General features: G+C 63.4%; 16 protein-coding genes and 1 pseudogene. 12 read left to right on the top strand and 5 right to left on the bottom strand.

The features are described from left to right. Positions 1-223: 223 nt before the first annotated feature. Positions 224-360 (top strand): annotated as a pseudogene (locus AB4Y34_RS26905) (IS3 family transposase); the annotation flags it as partial. Here the strand turns inward: AB4Y34_RS26905 and AB4Y34_RS26900 are convergent. Continuing rightward, positions 355-1,368 (bottom strand): LysR family transcriptional regulator, encoded by a 1,014-nt coding sequence (locus tag AB4Y34_RS26900; RefSeq protein WP_368717735.1) that lies wholly within the window; start codon positions 1,366-1,368, stop codon positions 355-357. The pseudogene AB4Y34_RS26905 and the gene AB4Y34_RS26900 overlap by 6 nt on opposite strands. A gap of 199 nt (positions 1,369-1,567) precedes the next feature. Between AB4Y34_RS26900 and AB4Y34_RS26895 the strand changes: the two genes are divergently transcribed. The 3 genes from AB4Y34_RS26895 to AB4Y34_RS26885 all read left to right on the top strand — a co-directional run bounded on the left by AB4Y34_RS26895 (position 1,568) and on the right by AB4Y34_RS26885 (position 5,820). Beyond that, a complete protein-coding gene (locus AB4Y34_RS26895; protein ID WP_368717734.1) occupies positions 1,568-3,787 on the top strand; it encodes an FUSC family protein in 2,220 nt (739 codons plus the stop codon). A gap of 138 nt (positions 3,788-3,925) precedes the next feature. Continuing rightward, the gene (locus AB4Y34_RS26890) at positions 3,926-4,144 is read left to right on the top strand and encodes a hypothetical protein (RefSeq protein ID WP_368717733.1); all 219 of its coding nucleotides are present in this window, start codon (positions 3,926-3,928) and stop codon (positions 4,142-4,144) included. A gap of 176 nt (positions 4,145-4,320) precedes the next feature. Next, positions 4,321-5,820, top strand: a complete 1,500-nt coding sequence (locus tag AB4Y34_RS26885; protein ID WP_176382836.1) for an acetyl-CoA hydrolase/transferase family protein — start codon at positions 4,321-4,323, stop codon at positions 5,818-5,820. Between the two features lie 113 nt (positions 5,821-5,933). Here AB4Y34_RS26885 and AB4Y34_RS26880 read toward each other — a convergent pair whose 3' ends face one another. The 3 genes from AB4Y34_RS26880 to AB4Y34_RS26870 form a co-directional block, all read right to left on the bottom strand. Further along, positions 5,934-6,188 carry a GlsB/YeaQ/YmgE family stress response membrane protein gene (locus tag AB4Y34_RS26880; protein ID WP_176105653.1) on the bottom strand — a complete coding sequence of 85 codons (255 nt, stop codon included), beginning with the start codon at positions 6,186-6,188 and terminating at the stop codon, positions 5,934-5,936. Between the two features lie 162 nt (positions 6,189-6,350). Continuing rightward, complete coding sequence (locus tag AB4Y34_RS26875; protein WP_176105654.1) at positions 6,351-7,058, bottom strand: MgtC/SapB family protein; 708 nt, start codon at positions 7,056-7,058, stop codon at positions 6,351-6,353. 472 nt (positions 7,059-7,530) lie between these two features. Then, positions 7,531-8,694: a metallophosphoesterase gene (locus AB4Y34_RS26870; RefSeq protein ID WP_368717732.1), complete on the bottom strand. Its 1,164-nt coding sequence runs from the start codon at positions 8,692-8,694 to the stop codon at positions 7,531-7,533. 431 nt (positions 8,695-9,125) lie between these two features. Between AB4Y34_RS26870 and AB4Y34_RS26865 the strand changes: the two genes are divergently transcribed. After that, positions 9,126-9,473: a hypothetical protein gene (locus AB4Y34_RS26865; protein WP_176382735.1), complete on the top strand. Its 348-nt coding sequence runs from the start codon at positions 9,126-9,128 to the stop codon at positions 9,471-9,473. 59 nt (positions 9,474-9,532) lie between these two features. Here the strand turns inward: AB4Y34_RS26865 and AB4Y34_RS26860 are convergent, their stop codons facing one another. Continuing rightward, positions 9,533-10,117: a malonic semialdehyde reductase gene (locus tag AB4Y34_RS26860; RefSeq protein WP_368717731.1), complete on the bottom strand. Its 585-nt coding sequence runs from the start codon at positions 10,115-10,117 to the stop codon at positions 9,533-9,535. Between the two features lie 140 nt (positions 10,118-10,257). Between AB4Y34_RS26860 and AB4Y34_RS26855 the strand changes: the two genes are divergently transcribed. The 7 genes from AB4Y34_RS26855 to AB4Y34_RS26825 all read left to right on the top strand — a co-directional run bounded on the left by AB4Y34_RS26855 (position 10,258) and on the right by AB4Y34_RS26825 (position 20,218). Beyond that, on the top strand, positions 10,258-10,860 hold the full coding sequence (locus AB4Y34_RS26855; RefSeq protein WP_368717730.1) for an alpha-ketoglutarate-dependent dioxygenase AlkB: 603 nt from the start codon (positions 10,258-10,260) through the stop codon (positions 10,858-10,860). 181 nt (positions 10,861-11,041) lie between these two features. Next, entirely contained in the window at positions 11,042-12,028 is a 987-nt protein-coding gene (locus tag AB4Y34_RS26850; RefSeq protein ID WP_176105659.1) for an ABC transporter substrate-binding protein, read from the top strand. A 254-nt stretch (positions 12,029-12,282) separates the two neighbouring features. Then, positions 12,283-13,923 (top strand): sugar ABC transporter ATP-binding protein, encoded by a 1,641-nt coding sequence (locus AB4Y34_RS26845; protein WP_368717729.1) that lies wholly within the window; start codon positions 12,283-12,285, stop codon positions 13,921-13,923. Continuing rightward, complete coding sequence (locus AB4Y34_RS26840; RefSeq protein ID WP_368717728.1) at positions 13,920-14,963, top strand: ABC transporter permease; 1,044 nt, start codon at positions 13,920-13,922, stop codon at positions 14,961-14,963. The genes AB4Y34_RS26845 and AB4Y34_RS26840 overlap by 4 nt, the downstream gene beginning before the upstream one ends. Next, positions 14,960-16,060, top strand: a complete 1,101-nt coding sequence (yjfF, locus tag AB4Y34_RS26835) for a galactofuranose ABC transporter, permease protein YjfF (RefSeq protein ID WP_176105662.1) — start codon at positions 14,960-14,962, stop codon at positions 16,058-16,060. Before AB4Y34_RS26840 ends, yjfF begins: the two co-directional genes overlap by 4 nt. A gap of 408 nt (positions 16,061-16,468) precedes the next feature. Further along, entirely contained in the window at positions 16,469-17,383 is a 915-nt protein-coding gene (locus AB4Y34_RS26830) for a polyphosphate kinase 2 family protein (RefSeq protein ID WP_368717727.1), read from the top strand. A gap of 78 nt (positions 17,384-17,461) precedes the next feature. Beyond that, a complete protein-coding gene (locus AB4Y34_RS26825) occupies positions 17,462-20,218 on the top strand; it encodes an HAD-IC family P-type ATPase (RefSeq protein ID WP_368717726.1) in 2,757 nt (918 codons plus the stop codon). The last annotated feature ends 15 nt before the right edge of the window (positions 20,219-20,233 follow it).

Below are 20,233 nucleotides of genomic sequence, written 5' to 3'. Positions count from 1 at the left end.
AACAGGACCGTGAAACGACTCCACGCCGATGATAGTGCGGATTGCCCGTGTGAAAGTAGGTAATCGTCAGGCTCCCCCAAAAGCCAGAAACCCCACCGCCCAGCGGTGGGGTTTTTGCGTTTACGCGTCGAAATCAAAAGCAAGATGCTCGACCGAGGGCAAACAATACGCGTGGCCGGACGGCGTTGCCAGCCACTGGCGAAAGTAGCCAGTTTTCGACGGCAACTACGTCGCGCATATGGCCAAGCCTGACGCGCCAACGGCGCTCTCGTGTATTGAACACTTCAATGAGCGCCACCCGCATAAAGCCCTGAAATCCGCTCGCCGCGCGAGTTCAGGCGTGCTGCAGCGAGTTCATAGACCTACCGGTGTCCGCATGTCCTGAGTGAAAGGGACGACAACTCCGCCCATCTGCACTGAGTCATCTACGCATCCCATTTGCGCCACCTCGGCAAGCAACGCTTCGTCGCGCGCAATCACTTTGGGCAGATGCGAGCGCAAGAATTCGACCCACGTGCGCGTCTTTGCATCGATGAATTTGCGCGACGGATAGAGCGCATAAACAGTCGTCTTCTGCAGCGTATATTCTGGCAACACGCGAACCAGCGTACCATCGCGCAACCCGGAAATGGCCGCGTAGAGCGGCACCATGCCGATGCCCATGCCTTCGCGGATCGCCACGATCAGTGATTCCGCGATGTTCACATGCACGGGTCCGTCGACTTCCATCAACTCACTGCCGTTCGGGCCGTCGAGCGTCCATTCATGTGGCGGGAACGCCGGCGTATGAAGGATCAGACACTCGTGATGCGCAAGGTCAGCCGGTTCTTGCGGCGCGCCGTGCGCGCGCACGTAAGCCGGCGATGCGCACAGAATGCTGAACGTCGTCCCCAGCGGAAACGATATGAGGTCCGAATTCGGCAGCATCGACGCGCCGATCACGGCCACATCGGCGCTGCCCTCGAACAGATCGGGCATGCGCTGTGACAGCGTCAACTCGACAGTCACATCAGGATAAAGCTCGCGATAACGCGAAATAGCCGGCAGGACGTAGTGCTGGCCGATGCTCGCAAAGCTATGCATGCGCAGCGCGCCGGTTGGTCGCTCGTGTGCGCAACTGGCTTCTTCTTCCGCGATATCGACATCCGCGAGAATCTGCTGCGATCGCTTCAGATAGCGCTCGCCGGCGGTGGTCAACGCAAGCCGACGAGTCGATCGATTTAGCAGGCGCGTGCGCAGGTGTGCTTCAAGTTCCGAGACCGCGCGAGACATCGCGCCGGTCGTTGAATTGAGCGATTGCGCGGCCGCGGTGAAGCTGCCGGCTTCAACCACGCGCACGAACACTCGCATATTTTGTAGCGTGTCCATCAAACCTTCTGTTTCATGACCAGGATCATATTTTCCGTCAGTCCCGGGGCACTATTGTTGTCTGTTTTGGAACAGATGTTCTGCACTCGTCGTCTTAATGCGTGCAACGGTGACTCCTACAATCGGCGCCTCGCCTGTCGGTGTCAGCGATTCTGCCCGGAGGCTCTCTCAGCGACCACGTGGGGTGCACTGTTTTCAGATGAAACCCGATCATGCGATCGAACCGTCGTCGGATTTCTTCGGTCCGCGCGGTGTCATGCGGCGACGACTCGGTCGAGCCAAACTCAATCGGGTCTTGCGTGACTGGGCCAGCAGCGACGGTCTGACCTGGCTTCATCTGCTGAAGACGGTAACCGCCGGGCTGCTGGCGCTGGGCATCGCGATGCTGCTCGATTTGCAGCAGCCGCGCATTGCGATGACGACGGTCTTTGTGTTGATGCAACCGTTCAGCGGCATGGTGCTCGCGAAGAGCTTCTACCGGATTCTCGGAACGGCGGTAGGGACCGCGGCCGCGCTCGTGCTCGTCGGGCTGTTCGCCCAGCAGCCGGAACTGTACATGCTCGGCATGATCGCGTGGGTGAGCGCCTGTATTGCTGCGGCGGTCCGGTATCGGCATTTCAGATGGTACGGTTTCGTGCTCGCGGGTTACACCGCCGCGCTGATCGGCATTCCGAACGTGACGACGCCCGAGGGACTGTTCCTCGCAGCACTCGCGCGCGCGGCGGAAGTGGCGGTTGGCATCGTGTGTTCGAGCGCGGTCAGCGCATTGCTGCTGCCGCAACGCTCAAGCCTGGCGCTGCGACGTAACCTTCAGATCAGGTACGCGGATTTTACTGCCTGTGCTGTCGATGTGCTCGCGCGCGGGCTCGAGCGCCATCAGTTCGAACGGCGGTTCGCGGATTTCGTCGACGAAATCGCTGGCTTCGAAGCAACGCGTACGTTCGTCGGATTCGAAGACCCGGCGATGCGCTCGCGCAGTGCGCATCTGGCGCGCCTGAATAGCGAATTCATGGATGCATGCGCGCGTCTGCATGCGCTGAATCAGTTGCTCAAACGGTTGCGCGCGAGCGGAGCAGTGTCGATACTCGCGGCCATCGGTCCATACCTCGACGAACTGGGAGCCTTGTTCGAAGCACAAGCACCAGTTGAAGCAGACGTCGAAGCCTCGCACGCAGCAGCCGATCTGCGCCTCTTTCGAGCAAACCTGCCACGCCGGGTACGCGAAACGAGGCGGCCACTCGAAGCCGCGTCCGCGGAATCGCTTGCGGACTTCGACACGGCAGCCGAATTGCTGTATCGATTCGTGGGCGAATGGATGAATTATTCGCAAACCTATGCAAGCTTGTGGCGCAAATCAGAAAGCCGGCAGCAAAGCCTGCGACGCGGATCGAGCCCAAAAAAGAGCGACTGCACGAGCAGACCGATCAGCCACACAAACCACTTCGCCGTATTGTTCACGTTTCTGCGCTCGGCTGTCGTCATCGGGATTGCCGGCGCGTTCTGGATCGTGACCAACTGGCCGAGCGGCGGCCTTGCCGTGATCGGCGCAACGCTGGTCTGTGCGTTGACGTCCACCGCGCCGAGCGCTACCAGGATGGCCATGCAGATGGCGATCGGCGCGGTGCTCGCGACGCTGACCGGCTACGTGTTCATATGCTACGTGTATCCCAACATCGATGGTTTCCCGCTGCTTTGCGCGGCACTCGCGCCGGTGCTCGCACTCGGCGCATTCATCGCGACACGTCGCGGCGCAGCGGGGTTTGGCATCGGCTTTTCGGTGTTCTTCTGTCTGCTGGCCGGACCGGATAACGTCGTCAGCTACGTGCCTGATCTGCTGATCAACAACGGCATTGCGCTGACCGCGTCGATGCTGCTCGCGGCTGTTGCATTCGCGGTGGTCTTTCCCGCCGATATGCGCTGGCTGATCGACCGGATCATGGGCGACCTGCGGGCGCAAACGGTATCGGCATGCAAGGAGGCTCTGCCGGGACTGAACCGACGTTTCCAGGCGGGCACGCACGATCTGACTTCACAACTGCGCGTGCTGCTGACACGTCGTTCGCGACGACGGCGCGACGCACTTCGCTGGATGCTCGCGACGATCGAAGTGGGTCACGCCGTCATCGATCTGCGCAACGAAGCCGCGCGCGCCGATTATGCCGACATCCTTCAGCCGCGCTGGCGCAGCGTGATCGAACACACCTGCGACGATCTCGCCCGGCTCTTCGAACGCCCCGGTCCGGGCTCGCTCGAACGCGCACTCGTCACCGTGCGCTCGGCCACCTGGCTCGCGCAAGACATGCTGCGGACCGTGCATGCCGAGCGCGACCGGCGTCACGATCTGCAGCGCATCCTGAGCTGTCTGCACTTCATTCGTAGCGCGTTGCTCGACAAAGACGCGCCGTTCAATCGTCGCTGAGCAATGCTTCGTAAATTCTTCTGCCATATGGAAAGATCTCTTCCGGGCGGCCCCGTTAATCAGCGTCGATGCCGGTCATATAGTGCCGTCACTGCCTCGCAGTAGGCGTCGCAGTAGTTGTAAGCACTGGAGAATGAGATGAAAGTCTTGAAGTTGGTCCTGATCGCCTGTTCTTTGTCTACCGCTGCTGCCGCCTATGCACAGACGGCGCCGGCCGCGCCGGACCAGCCGGTTGCGCAAGCGGATAGCCAGCGCGCCGATAAGAGTGCCGCGCGCAAGCATGCGCAAGCGCCGAAAGCGAAAGCCGACGAATGCGTTGGCCCGATGAGCTTCTGCAACATCTTCTTCGGCAGCTGAGTCCGGCTGCTTCACGCGCAACACCTGTCGCGGACCTGTAACGCGACACACCACCTGCTCGTGACGCCGTCCGATCGAGACGCCGCAGCGGGTGCGGCTACCGCCTATTGAGCGAAGCACACCGCAGACGTGCGCACCAGTAGACGGAGCTGGCGACTATGGAGAGACTCCCTTTCATGTACGAAGACCGAATTCGCTGCACCGCCCTGCGCGGAAAAATCACCACGGCCGCCGACGCGGCGCTTCTGATTCACGACGGCATGCGCGTTGGCGCAAGCGGTTTCACGCGCGCGGGCGACGCGAAAGCGGTGCCGGTCGCGCTTGCCGAGCGTGCGCGCCAGTTGGGCGAGCCGCTGCGCATCACGCTGATGACGGGCGCCTCGCTCGGTCATGACGTCGACCGCATGCTGACCGAAGCGCACGTGCTCGCGCGCCGTTTGCCGTTTCAGGTGGACAAGACGCTGCGCGACGCAATCAATCGCGGCGAAGTGATGTTCGTCGATCAGCATCTGTCCGAGACCGTCGAGATGCTGCGCGCGAACCAGCTCGGCAAGCTCGATGTCGCGATCATCGAGGCCGCCGCGATCACGGAAAGCGGCGGTATCGTGCCGACAACTTCAGTCGGCAATTCGGCGAGCTTCGCGATTCTCGCGGACAAGGTCATCGTCGAGATCAATCTTGCGCAGCCACTCGAGCTCGAAGGCCTGCACGACATCTGGATTCCGGGGCGCCGGCCGCATCGCGAGCCGCTGCCGATCGTGCGCGCGCAGGATCGCGTCGGCACACCCGCTATCGAGATTCCGCCGGAGAAAATCGCGGCGATCGTGATCACTGACATGGCCGACAGCCCGTCCACCGTGCTGCCCGCGGATCGCGAAACCGCGTTGATCGCCGGCCACTTGATCGAATTTTTCCAGCACGAAGTCACGCGTGGCCGCATGCCGAAGCAGTTGCCGCCGTTGCAGGCTGGCATCGGTACGATCGCCAACGCGGTGCTGGCGGGCTTCGTCGATTCGCCTTTCGATGTGTTCGAAATCTATTCAGAAGTCTTGCAGGATTCGACGTTCGATCTGATGGATGCCGGCAAGGTCGCGTTCGCGTCCGGCGCGTCGATCACGTTGTCGGCCGCACGGCAGGCGCAGGTGTTCGGCGATATCGAGCGCTATCGCGACCGGCTCGTGCTGCGTCCGCAGGAAGTCAGCAACCATCCCGAGGTGATTCGGCGGCTCGGTCTGATCGCGCTCAATACCGCGCTCGAATTCGATATCTACGGTAACGTCAATTCGACGCATGTCGGCGGCACGCACATGATGAACGGCATCGGCGGCTCGGGCGACTTTGCGCGCAATGCGTCGTGCGCGGTGTTCGCGACCAAGTCGACCGCGAAGGACGACCGCATCTCGAGCATCGTGCCGATGGTGCCGCATTGCGACCACAACGAACACGACGTCGACGTCGTCGTCACCGAGCAAGGTCTCGCCGACCTGCGCGGCCTCGCACCGCGCGAACGTGCGACGCTGATCATCGAGCATTGCGTACACCCGCGGTATCGCGAACTGTTGCGCGACTACTACCGCGATGCGTTGCGTTGGGGAGGGCAGACGCCGCATTGCCTCGATCAGGCGTTTGCATGGCATACGCGGCTGCGCGATACCGGCTCGATGCTGCCGGCCTGATCCGCAACGGCCGCAGCGCCCACAATCGCCGCGATAAAAGCAGCAGAAACAGGCAATAAAAAAAGCGCCAGTGGCACGAGCCCGCTGGCGCTTGATGAAATCGAATGCTGTGCTCAGGAGCCTCGTCGCACGAGCCGGATAATAAACAGCAGAATGACCGCGCCGATCACCGCGGTGATGATCGAGGCAATCCAGCCGCTGCCGATCGAGATATGCAGCACGCCCGCGAGCCAACCGCCGATGAACGCCCCGATGATCCCGACGATGATGTCGACGATCAGGCCGAAGCCGCCACCCTTGACCAATACGCCCGCGAGCCAGCCAGCAATCGCGCCGATGATGAGCCATGCAATGATGCCGTGTTCCATATTCGAGACTCCCTGGTTGAGTGTGAACAAATCACGGTGACAGAGCTTAGTCGAAGGTTATGGGACGGTCCACGTTCGGGACGCGGAATTAACACTATCTGAATCTGCTGCAAGCTAAGTGTAGACGATGCGCGCGAACAGAGGAGACTTGTGCACAGCGCTTCACTCCGGTGTCGGTTCCGCTTCCCGCGCGGTCCAACTGACGCTGGAGACGCTCTTTTCCATGCTCAGGCGGCTGGCCATCTGTTCGAGCTTCGATTGATCCTTCGGATGCATCGTCAGCGTCGCCGTCACGCGAATGCGCGCCGGCTCGTCCTCGACATCCTCGCTGGTCAGGCTCTGGAACGACAGCGGCGCCGAGTACATCGAGTTGGAAATCGCGGTGCGAATGTGGATCTCGTCGGCTTCGCGGCAGACGATCGTCAGCACGTACTCGCGCACGAGGTCGGCGTTTGAAACCGGTGTCTGGTTGATCATCCGGCTCACTTCGCGCAGTACGGTGTTGGCCAGCAGCACGACCGCGGTGCCGGCGAACGCCGGTCCGTAATGTCCCGCGCCGCTCAATACGCCGACGGCCGCCGAGCACCACAGCGTCGCCGCGGTGTTGATCCCCTGGATCGAACCCTTGTCGCGCATGATGACGCCGCCGCCTAGAAAGCCGACGCCGGACACCACATAGGCCGCAATCTGCGTAATGCCGCTGACGCCGTTGCCGGTCAGCACGCCGAGCGTGACGAACAGGCACGCGCCGCTCGCCACGAGCGTGATCGTGCGCAGGCCGGCGGTGCGCTGGCGCATCTGTCGTTCGAGGCCGATTGCGACGCCGCAAGCAAAAGCGGTCAGAAGCCGCAGGAAGAATTCGAGTGTCATCGTTCAGAAAGGTTGGCGTGCGCGCTGTCGCAGTGTGAAGCCTACGCGTGAGAACACCAGATCGTCTACCTCGTGCACGGCAAATGCATGCGGCGGGACGAAGTACGCGCACACAAGTGCAGCGGCCGGAGCGTGCGGTATCGGCATGGCATCGAGCCACGCCGTGCTTTACCGACAGTACGCGAATGACAATGAAATGAGAGCGACGTGCGCCATCGAGCCTGAGGGCAGGACGGCGACAGAAAAGACTGACGCGGAAATCCTGCGACTCAGGCGAGCGGGCAAATCGATACTCGGCTCGTACAACTGCTACTGTCCAAGATCGTGATTCCGGTTAGAAGAATTGCGCGAATTTTAGGGGGCTGCGCAAAGATCAGTCAAGCCGCGAGCGGTACGGAGTGTGCATTTAGTGTTGCCATAGCCCTAATGCTGAAAGACTGCAATTAATTGCTCCGGACTGCGAATGTTGAGTTCAATCGGGTTCGCCCGGTACGAGTCTCAACCGTGTGATCTCCGAAGGCGCGCCGAGTCGTTTGGGCGGACCCCAATAGCCCGTGCCGCGACTCGTATAAACCCATAGTCCGTCCAGACGCGCGAGGCCCGCCGTAAACGGCTGCTGCAGCCGCACGAAGAAATTCCACGGAAAGAACTGACCACCGTGCGTATGACCCGACAACTGCAGCGTGAAGCCGGCCGCCGCGGCCGCTTCGGCCGAGCGCGGCTGATGCGCGAGCAGCACCCTGATCAGCACGTCCCCCGGCGCGCCGGCGAGCGCCGCGACCGGGTCGCTGCGATGCGCGGGGTCGTGATGACCCGCCGAGTAATCGGTGACGCCGGCGATCACGGCGCGCGCGCCGTCATGATCGACGATCACGTGTTCGTTCAGCAGCACCCGCAAGCCGAGCCGGCGGAATTCAGCGATCCACGAGTTCGCGCCGGAGTAGTACTCGTGATTGCCGGTCACGAGAAACGCGCCGTGCCGCGCGGCGAGCCGCGACAGCGGCTGCGTATGCCGGCTCAACTGCGGCACGCTGCCGTCGACGACATCGCCCGTCACCGCGATCAGATCCGGCTCGAGCCGGTTCACCGCGTCGACGATCGCGTCGACATAGCGGCCCTTGATCGTCGGGCCGACGTGGATATCGCTGATCTGCACGATCGTGAAGCCGTCGAGCTCGGCGGGCAGATCGTCGATCGGTACTTCGATCGTGACGACATGCGCGCGACGGCGCGCGTTGACGAGGCCGATCAGCGTCGACAGCAGCGCGAGCAGCGGCACCGCCGCGGCCGAGCCGGTGCGCCAATGCGCGATCGTGAGGGTGTTCGGCCAGATCGCGTCGATCGTCAGCAGCGACGCCAGCATCAGATCGCGCGCGAACGTCAGTACCAGCAGCGACGAGAAGAAGCCCATCGCGAGCAGGCCAACCCACGCGAGCCGGTCGCCGAGCGGCTGGCGCTTGAAGCCGCGCGCCATCATGCCGACCGGGATCAGGTAGATCGACAGCAGGAGCCACAGCACGCACAGTCCGCGGCCGGCCGAGTCGATCGGCATGTCGGGAATCAGGCGCAAACCAACGTAGATATGCAGCAGGATGCCAATCAGGATGATGCGGACAAGAAACGATGAACGTCGCATAAAGATGATCAGGACGGGAAGGGGGCCAAAGGGGCCGGCATGACAGGGACAGCGCGGCGGCGATCCGTTGGCGGGCAGTGCTTGCGTGCGCGACGGTTAGCGAACGCGGCAAATCATTCTACCGACATGTTGGGTCCCTTGCCGTGGCCGCAATATTCATGCTCCCGCACCGCACGAGACGCCCGCCGGAAGGCGCCGGGACGCGCCACGACAGCGCTTCGCCGGGGGCACGCGCATTCCGTGCTCAGCACATACTTACAAGGGCACGCGCGACGTATTTAATGCCTACGCAAACGAATTAAATGGGCTTTGAATGGTATTCATGCGTGGAGTATGCTTGAAACCAACCAGCTTGTTGCCGGGGCAGCGCAGCGCGCTTCGGCCATGACTGGTTCTGTCGCCGGAGAAGACCGGCGGGGGGGAGGCACACCATGAAGCTGCTCAAACCGGGCCACCTGTGGCATCACGCGGACGACGTGCATCATGCTCATCATGCGCATCATGTCGGATACGAGGGTAGCCATGTGATGCTGCCGCTCGTCGGCATTTCGCTGATGGCGATTGCGCTTTACATCGGCGTGCGCGGCATCGATTTCTCCGAACTCGGCAAAAGCGCGCTGTTCGACGTCGTGATGGTGTGTGTCGCGCTCGGCATCGCGGGCCTGTTCGGCGCGGTCGGCGCGTGGCTGCGCTCGAATGGCGACGAAGCCGATGAGGGCTTCTGCTTCGTCGGCGCGTTGATCGGCACCGTGGTGTTTTATATCGCGCTGCTAACCTGACGAGATTCGATTCAACGCGAGGCGCGACACCCGCCGCGCCATCCATCATCATCGCACCGTCACACTATCCGCGCCGCTTCGTCGAACGAAAAACGCGGGCTGCGAGGAAACAGCCTGGACGGATCGCCATAGCCAAGATTGATCAGGAAGTTCGACTTCACCGTCGTGCCCGCAAAGAACGCGTCGTCGACCTTGGCCTGATCGAAGCCCGACATCGGCCCGGTGTCGAGACCGAGCGCACGCGCGGCGAGAATCAGATAGCCGCCTTGCAGCGTCGAATTGCGAAACGCCGTGTTCGCGATCAACCGCTCGTTGCCGACGAACCAGCTGCGCGCATCGGCATGCGGAAACAGTTTCGGCAGCTGCTCGTAGAAAGCCATGTCCATGGCGACGATCACCGTGACGGGCGCGGCCATCGTTTTCTCGAGATTGCCGGCCGACAACGCCGGGCGCAGTTTCTCCTTGCCCTCCGGCGTCCTGACGAACACGAAGCGGCCTGGACTCGAATTGGCCGAGGTCGGGCCGAGCAGGACGAGCTCCATCAACTCGCGCAGCACGGCGTCGTCGATCGGTTTGTTCTGCCAGCCGTTGTGCGTGCGCGCGTCGCGAAAGAGCTGCGCGAGCGCCTGATCGGAAAGTGTCATGGAAGCGACCCGTGCGAAAGAATAGAGGGAACGCGCAGAGCCGCGTCGAATGAAACAGCAAGGCGGGTGAATCAGCGCGTGAGCCGTCGTCGCCATAATAGCCAAGGTACTTACTCGTCCGCTTGCATCCCGGCATTCCGATGAACACCGATCTTTTCAACGACCTGCCGACCCCCGACGTCGACTGGTATCCCGACTGGCTCGCACCGGCCGACGCCGAACGCCTGCTCGCCCGCCTGATCGACGAAGTGCAATGGCGCCAGGACATCATGGGCACGCCTGGCGGCCGTGTTGCACTGCCGCGTCTGACCGCCTGGCAGGGCGAGCCGGACGCGGTGTATGTGTACTCGGGCATCCGCAACGTGCCGCAAGCGTGGACGCCCGCCGTCGCTGAACTGAAGGCCGCCGCAGAGGCGACCAGTGGCGCGCGTTTTAACAGCGTGCTGCTAAATCGCTACCGCAGCGGCGCCGACAGCATGGGGTGGCATGCGGACCGCGAGCCCGAACTCGGCAAGCAACCGGTGATCGCGTCGGTAAGTCTCGGCGTCGCGCGCAGGTTCGATCTGCAACACAACCGCAGTGGCGTCGTGCAATCGTTCTCGCTGAAGGGCGGCAGCCTGCTCGTGATGAAGGGCGACACCCAGGCGCAGTGGCGTCATCGGGTGCCGAAGGAGCCGCGCGTGAGCGGCGAGCGCATCAATCTGACGTTTCGCTGGGTCACCCCGAGAGTCACGCAGACCTGAATCAGCGAGCGGCAATGCTCTGATCGGCGCGCTATACCAAAATTGATATCGAGGGCGCGAATCATATGATTGGACGGTTAACGCGTCGCACAGTACGCTACATCACGATCCATGCGCCGTGAGGGCCACGAGGGCCGGGCTGACCGCTGGGTCGTCTACACAACAACGATTGGAGACTGTCATGGCGAATACACGACGTGCCGCGTGTCGCGCTCTGGGCGCGCTCGCGCTTTCCGCGAGTCTCGGAGTGCTAACGCTGGCCACGCCAGGCGCGCATGCCGAAGACAAGAAAATAACGCTCGGTTTTGCGCAAGTCGGTGCGGAAAGTGCATGGCGCACCGCGAATACCGAATCGGTAAAGTCGGCAGCGACGGAAGCCGGTATCAACCTCAAATTCTCCGACGGGCAGCAGAAGCAGGAAAACCAGATCAAGGCGATCCGCTCGTATATCGCGCAGAAGGTCGACGTAATCGCGTTCTCGCCGGTTGTCGAATCGGGCTGGGAACCGGTGCTGCTCGAAGCCAAGGCCGCGAAGATTCCGGTGATCCTGACCGACCGCAACATCGACGTAAAGGATCCGTCGCTGTACGTGACGATGATCGGCTCGGACTTCCTCGAAGAAGGACGACGCGGCGGCAAGTGGCTCGAGGAGAACTACAAGAACGATAAAGGTCCGATCAACATCGCCGAGCTGCAAGGCACGGTCGGCTCCGCGCCGGCGAATGACCGCCACTCGGGTCTGATCGAAGTGATCAAGAGCGATCCGAAGTTCAAGATCATCGCGTCGCAAAGCGGCGACTTCACGCTTGCCGGCGGCAAGCAGGTGATGGAAGCGTTCATCAAGACCTACGGCAACAAGATCAACGTTGTCTATGCTCATAACGACGACATGGCGCTCGGCGCGATCCAGGCGATGGAAGAAGCCGGCATGCATCCGGGCAAGGACGTCGTGGTGGTTTCGTTCGACGCAACCAAGGGCGGCTTCCAGGCGATGGCCGCCGGCAAGATCAACGTCGACGTCGAGTGCAGCCCGCTGCTCGGACCGCAGCTGATGACGGCGGTGAAAGACGTGGTGGCTGGCAAGCCGCTGCCGAAGCGCATCCTGACTCAGGAGACTGTCTTCCCGATGAGCGTCGCTGCGCAAACTTTGCCGTCGCGTAAGTACTGACGCGGCGCGCAACGTCGCCGCGGCATCGCTCGCGCGAGTGCCGCGGCGTGTGCGGTGTTCAGGCGCCCGGGCCGACGCGGCCCACGGCGCGAAGGAGATGTGCAGTACGGACGCATCGAACAGGTTTCTCCAGTGGTGCCTGACCGCCCGGGCTGCTTCCTTCTGCAGCGGGCGGTCTCTTTTCAGGAGCCTGCGTCCGCGGGAGCATGCCGCTGGGGCCTGCCGAACCATGCATAGCCGATCGAGCGAGGTCCATGACCCAATCCGCTACCGAACCGACTCAGCCGGACCGGCCGCAGCGCGGCACGTCGCCGGGTGCGCGAAGCCAACAGAATGACACGAGCGCGCGCGAACCGATCCTGGCGACCTCCGGCGTCAGCAAGACATTTCCGGGCGTGAAGGCGCTGCAACACGTGGACTTCCGCCTGTTTCCCGGCGAGGTCCATACGCTGATGGGCCAGAACGGCGCCGGCAAATCCACGTTGATCAACGTGCTCACCGGCGTGCTCGCACCCGATGCCGGCACGATCCGCCTGGGCGGCAAGGTGGTCGCGTTCGCGTCGCCGCAGGAAGCCGAGGCGGCCGGCGTGCGCACGCTGTACCAGGAGGTGAACCTGTGTCCGAATCTGTCGGTCGCGGAGAACATCTTCGCGGGCCGGCAGCCGCGTCGCTTCGGCGCGATCGACTGGCCCGACATCAAGCGGCGCGCGCAGGAAGCGCTCGCGCGCCTCGACGTGTCGCTCGACGTCACGCGCTCGCTCGACGCCTATCCGATCGCCGTGCAGCAGATGGTCGCGATCGCGCGAGCGTTGTCCGTCGATGCGCGCGTGCTGATTCTCGACGAGCCGACTTCGAGCCTCGACGACAGCGAAGTCGCGCAGCTTTTCAAAATCCTTCGCCATCTCAAGCAATCGGGCATCGCGATCCTGTTCGTCACGCATTTCATCGAGCAGACCTACGCGATCTCCGATCGCATCACGGTGATGCGCAACGGCGAGCGCGAAGGTGAATATCTGGCACGCGATCTGTCCGCGGATCAACTGGTCGCGAAGATGGTCGGCCACGAGCGCATGAGCGCGCGTCTGCGCGAAGCGGCACACGAAGGTCAGGCCGCCGACGATCTGCAGGAGATCGCGCACGATCACCCGGAGCAAGCAACGGCCAAGCAGCCGTTCATCGAACTGCGCGGCGTCGGCCGTCGCGGCACGCTACAGCCGATCGATCTCGAAGTGCACGCCGGCAAGATACTCGGCCTCGCGGGACTGCTCGGCTCGGGGCGCACCGAAACCGCACGTCTGCTGTTCGGCGCGGATCGCGCGGACAGCGGCACGATCCTCGTCGAAGGGCGTCCCGTGCGGTTGCGCACGCCGCACGACGCGGTGCGCCACGGCATCGGCTATTGCGCGGAAGACCGCAAGAAGGAGGGCATCGTCGCCGAGCTGTCGATTCGTGAAAACATCATGCTCGCGTTGCAGGCGCGGCGCGGCTGGTGGCGCAAGATCAGCCGGCAACGCGCGCGCGAACTCGCCGATACGTGGATCGAGCGGCTCGGCATCAAGGCGTCCGACGCCGAGCAGCCGATCGCGCTCCTGTCCGGCGGCAACCAGCAGAAGGCGCTGCTCGCGCGCTGGCTGGCAACCGATCCGAAACTGCTGATCCTCGACGAGCCGACCCGCGGCATCGACGTCGCCGCGAAGTTCGACATCATGGACCGGCTGCTCGCGCTGTGCGCGAACGGCCTGTCCATCCTGTTCATCTCGTCGGAGATCAGCGAGGTGCTGCGCGTCAGCCATCGCGTCGCAGTGCTGCGCGATCGCCGCAAGATCGCCGAGGTGGCCGGCAAGGCATCGAACGAGGACAACATCTACCGACTCATCGCAGGGAGCGGCGAATGAAGCTATCGAACTGGTTCGCGCGCGACGGCGTCGAGCGGCCGCTGCTGTGGCCATGCGTGACGCTGGTGTTGCTGTGCGGACTGAACCTGCTGGTCAATCCGCATTTTCTCGCGCTGCGCACGCTCGACGGTCACCTGTTCGGCGCGCCGATCGACATTCTGAATCGCGCGGCGCCGCTGGTGCTGGTCGCGATCGGCATGACGCTCGTGATCGCGACGCGCGGCATCGACATCTCGGTCGGCGCGGTGGTCGCGATCGCGGGCGCCGCGGCCGCGACGATACTCGCGACTCAGGCCGTGCCGAGCGGTGCGCTGATCGTGCAGGCGCTCGTGGCCGCGCTCGTCGTCGGCATCTTGAGCGGCATGTGGAACGGGCTGCTCGTCGCGTTCGTCGGCATGCAGCCGATCATCGCGACGCTGATTCTGATGGTCGCCGGCCGCGGCATCGCGCAACTGCTGACCGCCGGGCAGATCATCCCGATCGGTGCGCCCGGCTATCTGTTCGTCGGCGGCGGCTACTGGCTCGGCGTGCCGTGCTCGGTATGGATCGCGACCGTAGCGGTGCTGGCGACCGCCGCTTTGGTGGAGGGCACGGCGCTTGGCCTGTTCATTCGGGCGATCGGCGTGAACCCGGTCGCGACCCGACTCGTCGGCTTGCGCTCGAAGGCGATCGTGTTCGCGGTGTATAGCTTCTCGGGCTTGACCGCGGCGCTGGCCGGCATCCTGATCAGCTCGAACGTGCGCAGCGCGGACGGCAACAACGCTGGCCTGCTGCTCGAACTCGACGCGATTCTTGCCGTGACGCTCGGCGGCACGTCGCTGCTCGGCGGCCGCTTCAGCTTCGCGGGCACGGTGCTCGGTGCGCTGATCATCCAGACGCTCACGTACACGACCTATTCGATCGGCGTGCCGCCGGAAGCGACGCTCGTCGTCAAGGCGGCCGTCGTGCTCGCGGTCAGCGTGATCCAGTCGCCTGCGGCGCGCGCGCTCGCGGTGTCGTTCGGCGCGTCGCTCATCAAATCGCGCGGGGTGGCACGATGACGCGCTTTCTCGAAGCACTCGCCCGCGTGATCGATCCGCGCACACTGCCGATCGCGGTGACGGTCCTGCTGTTCTGCGCGCTATTCGGCTTTGGTTCGGTGATGTACACCGGCTTCTTCTCATGGCAGGTGCTGCTCGATCTGCTCGTCGATAACGCGTTCCTGCTGATCGTCGCGATCGGCATGACGTTCGTGATCGTGTCGGGCGGCATTGATCTGTCGGTGGGCTCGATCGTCGCGCTGACGACGATCGTCGCAGCCGTGCTGTCCGAGCACATGCACGTGTCGGTGTGGCTGATCATTCCGATCGTGCTGTTGATGGGCACGGTGTTCGGCGCGGTGCAGGGCGCGCTGATTCACTATTTCCGCCTGCAGGCGTTCATCGTGACGCTGGCGGGGATGTTCTTCGCGCGTGGCCTGTGCTTTCTGATCACGACGCAGTCGATCACGATCACCGATCCGACGTTCAAGGCGATCTCCGCGTTCCGTCTCAATGTTGGCGTCGGTTCGGTATCGGCGAACGTGCTGATCGCGCTCGTGGCGCTGGCGGCCGCGATCTATGTCGCCCATTTCACGCGCTTCGGACGCAACGTATATGCGGTCGGCGGCAATCCGCGCTCGGCGCTGCTGATGGGGCTGCCGGTCGCGCGCACGCGGGTCGGCGTGTATGCGCTGAGCGGCTTCTGTTCGGCGCTCGGCGGCGCCGTGTTCACGTTCTATGTGCTGTCGGGTTATGGGCTGCAAGGGCAGGGCATGGAGCTGGATGCGATTGCAGCGACGGTGATCGGCGGCACACTGCTGACCGGTGGCGTCGGTTATGTGGTCGGCTCGCTGTTTGGCGTCGGCATTCTCGGCACGATCCAGACGCTGATTACGTTCGACGGCACGCTCAGTTCGTGGTGGACGCGGATCGTGATCGGCGCGCTGCTGTGCGCGTTCTGTTTGCTGCAACGCTTGATCGAGCGGCATGCGAAGTCCGTGCGTCGGCCCGGCGGCACCAATGCGGTCACGACCACCGGGCATGGGCACGGGCATGACGAGCCGTCGACGACGGCGGCGTCGTCGGATTCGCAGGTGTTGGGGCGCGCGCCGGGCTAGGGCGCGGTCTTCCAGCGCGTCATACGGCGGCGCCCCGTTCTTCGGGGCGCCGCTTTTCCATCAGTCGCTAACGACTCGATTCGGTCGCGTCGCTGCCTTCGGTGCACGGCGATCGCGGCATCGTCCATGCCGGTCTGTCGTATTGGCACAAGTGTGCCGAATTCGCGAGGATGCCGGTCCCCGACGAATCGCCCGGCCACCATTTCTCACCCGCGATGACCGCGCTCGAGGCAGCCGCCGACGGCGCTGGCGTCGTCGTCAGCTCGCCGTTTCCGTCGCTACGCCGGTGCGCAGCGACGTTGCCGATGAGCACGTTTCCGTTTGTGTGACCTATTATCTGAAAGAGTTGTGACCAGTACGACCGCGGTTGCGAGGCAACTGATTGCAGATGTCGTGGGGAAACAAGCGATGGTTCGCACGGAAATACTCAACGCGCTGCGGGCATACACCGATCCGTTCCGCGTCACGAGCGGCAAAGATTTCTTCCTGAAGAATTTCGATCCCGGCGAGACGCTGGGACTCAAAATGCATAAGGGAGAGGCGCAGCAACTGCTCCAGCGCGGATCGAAATGGCTCGCGATGGAGCAGGAGATCCTCTACGCGCAGGATTCCTGGGCCGTGCTGCTGGTATTCCAGGCCATGGACGCCGCGGGAAAGGATGGGACGATCAAGCACGTGATGTCGCGCGTCAATCCGCAAGGGTGCGATGTCATCTCGTTCAAGCAGCCGTCGGATGAGGAACTCTCGCACGACTTCCTTTGGCGCTATTCGAGGAAAGTGCCTAAGCGCGGGCACATCGGTATTTTCAACCGCTCGTACTATGAAGAGGCGCTGGTGGTGCGCGTGCATCAGCACCTGCTCCGTGCGCAGAAGATTCCGCCGGTACGGGTCGGCAACAACATATGGGACGAACGGCTCGCCGACATCGCGCGCTTCGAAGAGTATCTGACGCGCCAGGGCGTGGTCATAGTCAAGTTCTATCTGAACCTGTCGTATGGGGAGCAGAAGAAGCGGTTCATGGAACGCCTCGACAATCCCGACAAGAACTGGAAGTTTTCCGCATCCGACGTTCGCGAGCGTCGCTACTGGAACCACTATATGCACGCCTATGAAGAGGCGATCCGCGCGACGGCCTCCGAAGCGGCTCCGTGGTACGTCGTGCCTGCCGACAACAAGCCTTTCACGCGCCTCATCGTCGCGGCGGCGATCGTCGAGGCCGTCGAGAAGCTCGACCTCGCATATCCGAAAGCGACGCCAGAGCAGATGAAGGATCTCGCCGCCGCGAGGGAGGAGCTCGACGCTGAAGCGGTGGACGAGACGTGACCCGATCAACCCGGGGACGATCCGGATCATTGAGAGCGGCCCCCTGACCCGAAATCACTGGAACCGGGAGACACGAGGATGAGCTCAGTTGAGAGTGCGACGCCGTGGCATGCGATGCCGGCCGGTGACATCGAACGGCAGTTCAACGTCGACCCCGCGCAGGGCCTCGATGCCGCGGAAGCGGCCGGGCGGCTCGCCACCTATGGGCCGAACCGCCTGCCGCAGGGCAAGAAGAGAGGGCCGGTCGCACGCTTCCTGATGCAGTTCCACAACATTCTGATCTACGTGCTGCTCGTGGCCGGTTTCATCAAGTTCATGATGGGCCTTTGGCTCGATGGCACGGTCATTCTTGCCGTCGTGATTCTCAACTCGCTGCTCGGCTTCATTCAGGAAGGACGCGCCGAGAAGGCGCTCGATTCGATTCGCAACATGCTGTCCGCCGAGGCGCGCGTGATGCGTGGTGGAGCGGTTCGCTTGATCCCCGCCGATGAACTCGTTCCTGGCGACATCGTGCTACTGGAATCGGGTGACAAAATCCCGGCGGACATGCGTCTCGTCGACGCGAGGAATCTGCACACGGAAGAAGCGGCTCTCACGGGCGAATCCCTCCCGGCCGAGAAGAGCACCGCGCCGGTGCCCGCCAAAGCGACGGTCGGCGACCGCGAGAACATGGCGTTCTGCGGCACGATGGTCCTGTCGGGCCGGGCAACCGGTGTCGTGGTGACGACCGGCAGCCAGACGGAGCTCGGCCGGATCAACCAGATGCTCGCCGAAGTCAGCGCGCTCGAGACGCCGCTGCTGCGCCAGATCAAGAAATTCGGCTATGTCATCACGGCGGTTATCGCCGTTGTCAGCGTGCTGCTGTTCTCCTATGGGCATTGGCTCGGACACATGACGTTCGTCGAGCTGTTCCAGGCCATCGTGGGGATTGCGGTGTCGGTGATCCCGGAAGGCCTGCCGGCGCTGATCACCATCACGCTCGCCATCGGCGTGCAGCGGATGGCGCAGCGCAACGCCATCATTCGCCGCCTGCCGGCGGTCGAAACGCTGGGCGCCGTCTCGCGCATCTGCTCGGACAAGACGGGCACGCTGACCCTGATGGAGATGATGGTGACATCCGCCGTGACGGCGGAAGCCGGCTATTCCGTTACCGGCGACGGCTACGCCAGCGAAGGAGAGGTCAGCGCCGATGGCAAGCCGCTCGGCGCCGCGCCGGACGTGCTGAAGCTGATGGGCCGTGTGTCGCTGTTGTGCAACGACGCCGAGCTCTTCGAGGAAGAAGGGAAATGGAAAGTAGAGGGTGACCCGACCGAGGGCGCGCTCTATCCGTTCGCTTCCAAGCTGGGCATGGACCGTCCCGCCGAGACCGCGGCCGCGCCGAGGATCAACGTGATTCCGTTCGAGTCCGAGCACAAGTTCATGGCGACGCTGAACCGCTCGGTCGACGGCGAGATGCTGCTGGTCAAGGGCGCGCCAGAGGTCATCATCGATCATTGCGACCGGCAGCAGACGGCGCAAGGCCCGGTCCCGCTCGATCGCGAGCATTTCGCAAGAGAGGGCGATCGGCTCGCCGCGCAAGGCGAGCGCGTGCTCGGGCTGGCGTGGCTGCCTGAGCCGGGTCTGCGCACAGGGACACTCGGGCCGCAGGACCTGCCGCGTAATCTCGTATTGCTCGGCCTCGTGGGCCTGATGGACCCGCCGCGCAAAGAGGCGATCGAGGCCGTGCGCGAATGCCACGGCGGGGGCATCCGCGTGACGATGATCACGGGCGACCACAAGATCACGGCGGCGGCAATCGCAAGAATGCTGGGCATCGGCGACGGCAAGACGGCCGTGTCCGGCGCCGAGATCGAGGCGATGAACGACGCGGCGCTGCAGGAATGCGTGCGCAGCGTCGACGTGTTCGCGCGCGCGAGTCCCGAGCACAAGCTGCGGCTCGTCAAGGCGATCCAGGCGAATCGGCAGATCGTCGCGATGACGGGCGACGGCGTCAACGATGCGCCCGCGCTGAAGAAGGCCGACATCGGCGTCGCGATGGGGATCAAGGGCACCGAGGTGACGAAAGAGGCGGCTGGAATGATCCTCGCCGACGACAATTTCGCGTCGATTTCCGCGGCTGTGAAGGAGGGGCGCACGGTCTACAACAACATCGAGAAGGCGATGCTGTTCATGCTGCCGACCAATATCGCGCAAGGCGCGGTGATCGCGGTGGCGATCCTGTTCGCCTTCACGCTGCCGATCACGGCGCCGCAGATCCTGTGGGTCAACATGGTGACTTCGGTCGCGCTCGGCCTGACCATTTCTTTCGAGCCGCACGAGGCCGACGTGATGCGCCGCTCGCCGCGCGCAATCGACCGCCCGATCGTCACGCGTTTCGGCATCTGGCGCATCCTGTTCGTCGGCGCGGCGCTCGTGCTCTATACGCTATCGACCTTCTTCTGGATGAAGTCGCACGGGGCGTCGGATGATTTGGCGCGCACGGCCGCGGTCAACGCGATTACGCTGGGCCAGGTGTTCTATCTGCTCAACATCCGGTATCTGCTCGATTCGTCACTGACCGTGCGCGCGCACATGGGCAATCGTCATCTGTGGTACGGGATCGCCGGGGTCGTGGTGTTGCAGCTTCTGTTCACCTACACGTTCCCGTTCCAGGCCGTTTTCCACACCGAGGCTTTGCCGTTGTCGGCGTGGGGGTGGCTCTTTGTTGGTGGCGTCCTGTTCTTCCTCGTGGTGGAACTCGAGAAGCTCGTTTTCCGACTCACCCCCGCACTGCGAGGATTCGTGACTTCGCAACAGGAGGGCGGCGCGGCGTTGCGCAATGATCCGGCGGGGTAGGTCGGCTCGGCGGCC

Origin of the sequence: Paraburkholderia sp. BR10954 (genome assembly GCF_040965775.1) — a bacterium.
Taxonomy (GTDB): domain Bacteria; phylum Pseudomonadota; class Gammaproteobacteria; order Burkholderiales; family Burkholderiaceae; genus Paraburkholderia; species Paraburkholderia youngii.
The sequence above is the reverse complement of the archived record's forward strand: the minus strand, read 5'-3'. Positions and strand labels throughout refer to the sequence as shown.

Bases quoted from the DNA above. Each gene is read 5' to 3' on its own strand.
- AB4Y34_RS26870 (WP_368717732.1), bottom strand. From the start codon at position 8,694: ATGCGACGTTCATCGTTTCTTGTCCGCATCATCCTGATTGGCATCCTG.
- AB4Y34_RS26890 (WP_368717733.1), top strand. From the start codon at position 3,926: ATGAAAGTCTTGAAGTTGGTCCTGATCGCCTGTTCTTTGTCTACCGCT.
- AB4Y34_RS26885 (WP_176382836.1), top strand. From the start codon at position 4,321: ATGTACGAAGACCGAATTCGCTGCACCGCCCTGCGCGGAAAAATCACC.
- AB4Y34_RS26860 (WP_368717731.1), bottom strand. From the start codon at position 10,117: ATGACACTTTCCGATCAGGCGCTCGCGCAGCTCTTTCGCGACGCGCGC.
- AB4Y34_RS26900 (WP_368717735.1), bottom strand. From the start codon at position 1,368: ATGGACACGCTACAAAATATGCGAGTGTTCGTGCGCGTGGTTGAAGCC.
- yjfF (WP_176105662.1), top strand. From the start codon at position 14,960: ATGACGCGCTTTCTCGAAGCACTCGCCCGCGTGATCGATCCGCGCACA.
- AB4Y34_RS26875 (WP_176105654.1), bottom strand. From the start codon at position 7,058: ATGACACTCGAATTCTTCCTGCGGCTTCTGACCGCTTTTGCTTGCGGC.
- AB4Y34_RS26895 (WP_368717734.1), top strand. From the start codon at position 1,568: ATGAAACCCGATCATGCGATCGAACCGTCGTCGGATTTCTTCGGTCCG.
- AB4Y34_RS26840 (WP_368717728.1), top strand. From the start codon at position 13,920: ATGAAGCTATCGAACTGGTTCGCGCGCGACGGCGTCGAGCGGCCGCTG.
- AB4Y34_RS26830 (WP_368717727.1), top strand. From the start codon at position 16,469: ATGGTTCGCACGGAAATACTCAACGCGCTGCGGGCATACACCGATCCG.
- AB4Y34_RS26880 (WP_176105653.1), bottom strand. From the start codon at position 6,188: ATGGAACACGGCATCATTGCATGGCTCATCATCGGCGCGATTGCTGGC.
- AB4Y34_RS26825 (WP_368717726.1), top strand. From the start codon at position 17,462: ATGAGCTCAGTTGAGAGTGCGACGCCGTGGCATGCGATGCCGGCCGGT.
- AB4Y34_RS26865 (WP_176382735.1), top strand. From the start codon at position 9,126: ATGAAGCTGCTCAAACCGGGCCACCTGTGGCATCACGCGGACGACGTG.
- AB4Y34_RS26855 (WP_368717730.1), top strand. From the start codon at position 10,258: ATGAACACCGATCTTTTCAACGACCTGCCGACCCCCGACGTCGACTGG.
- AB4Y34_RS26845 (WP_368717729.1), top strand. From the start codon at position 12,283: ATGACCCAATCCGCTACCGAACCGACTCAGCCGGACCGGCCGCAGCGC.
- AB4Y34_RS26850 (WP_176105659.1), top strand. From the start codon at position 11,042: ATGGCGAATACACGACGTGCCGCGTGTCGCGCTCTGGGCGCGCTCGCG.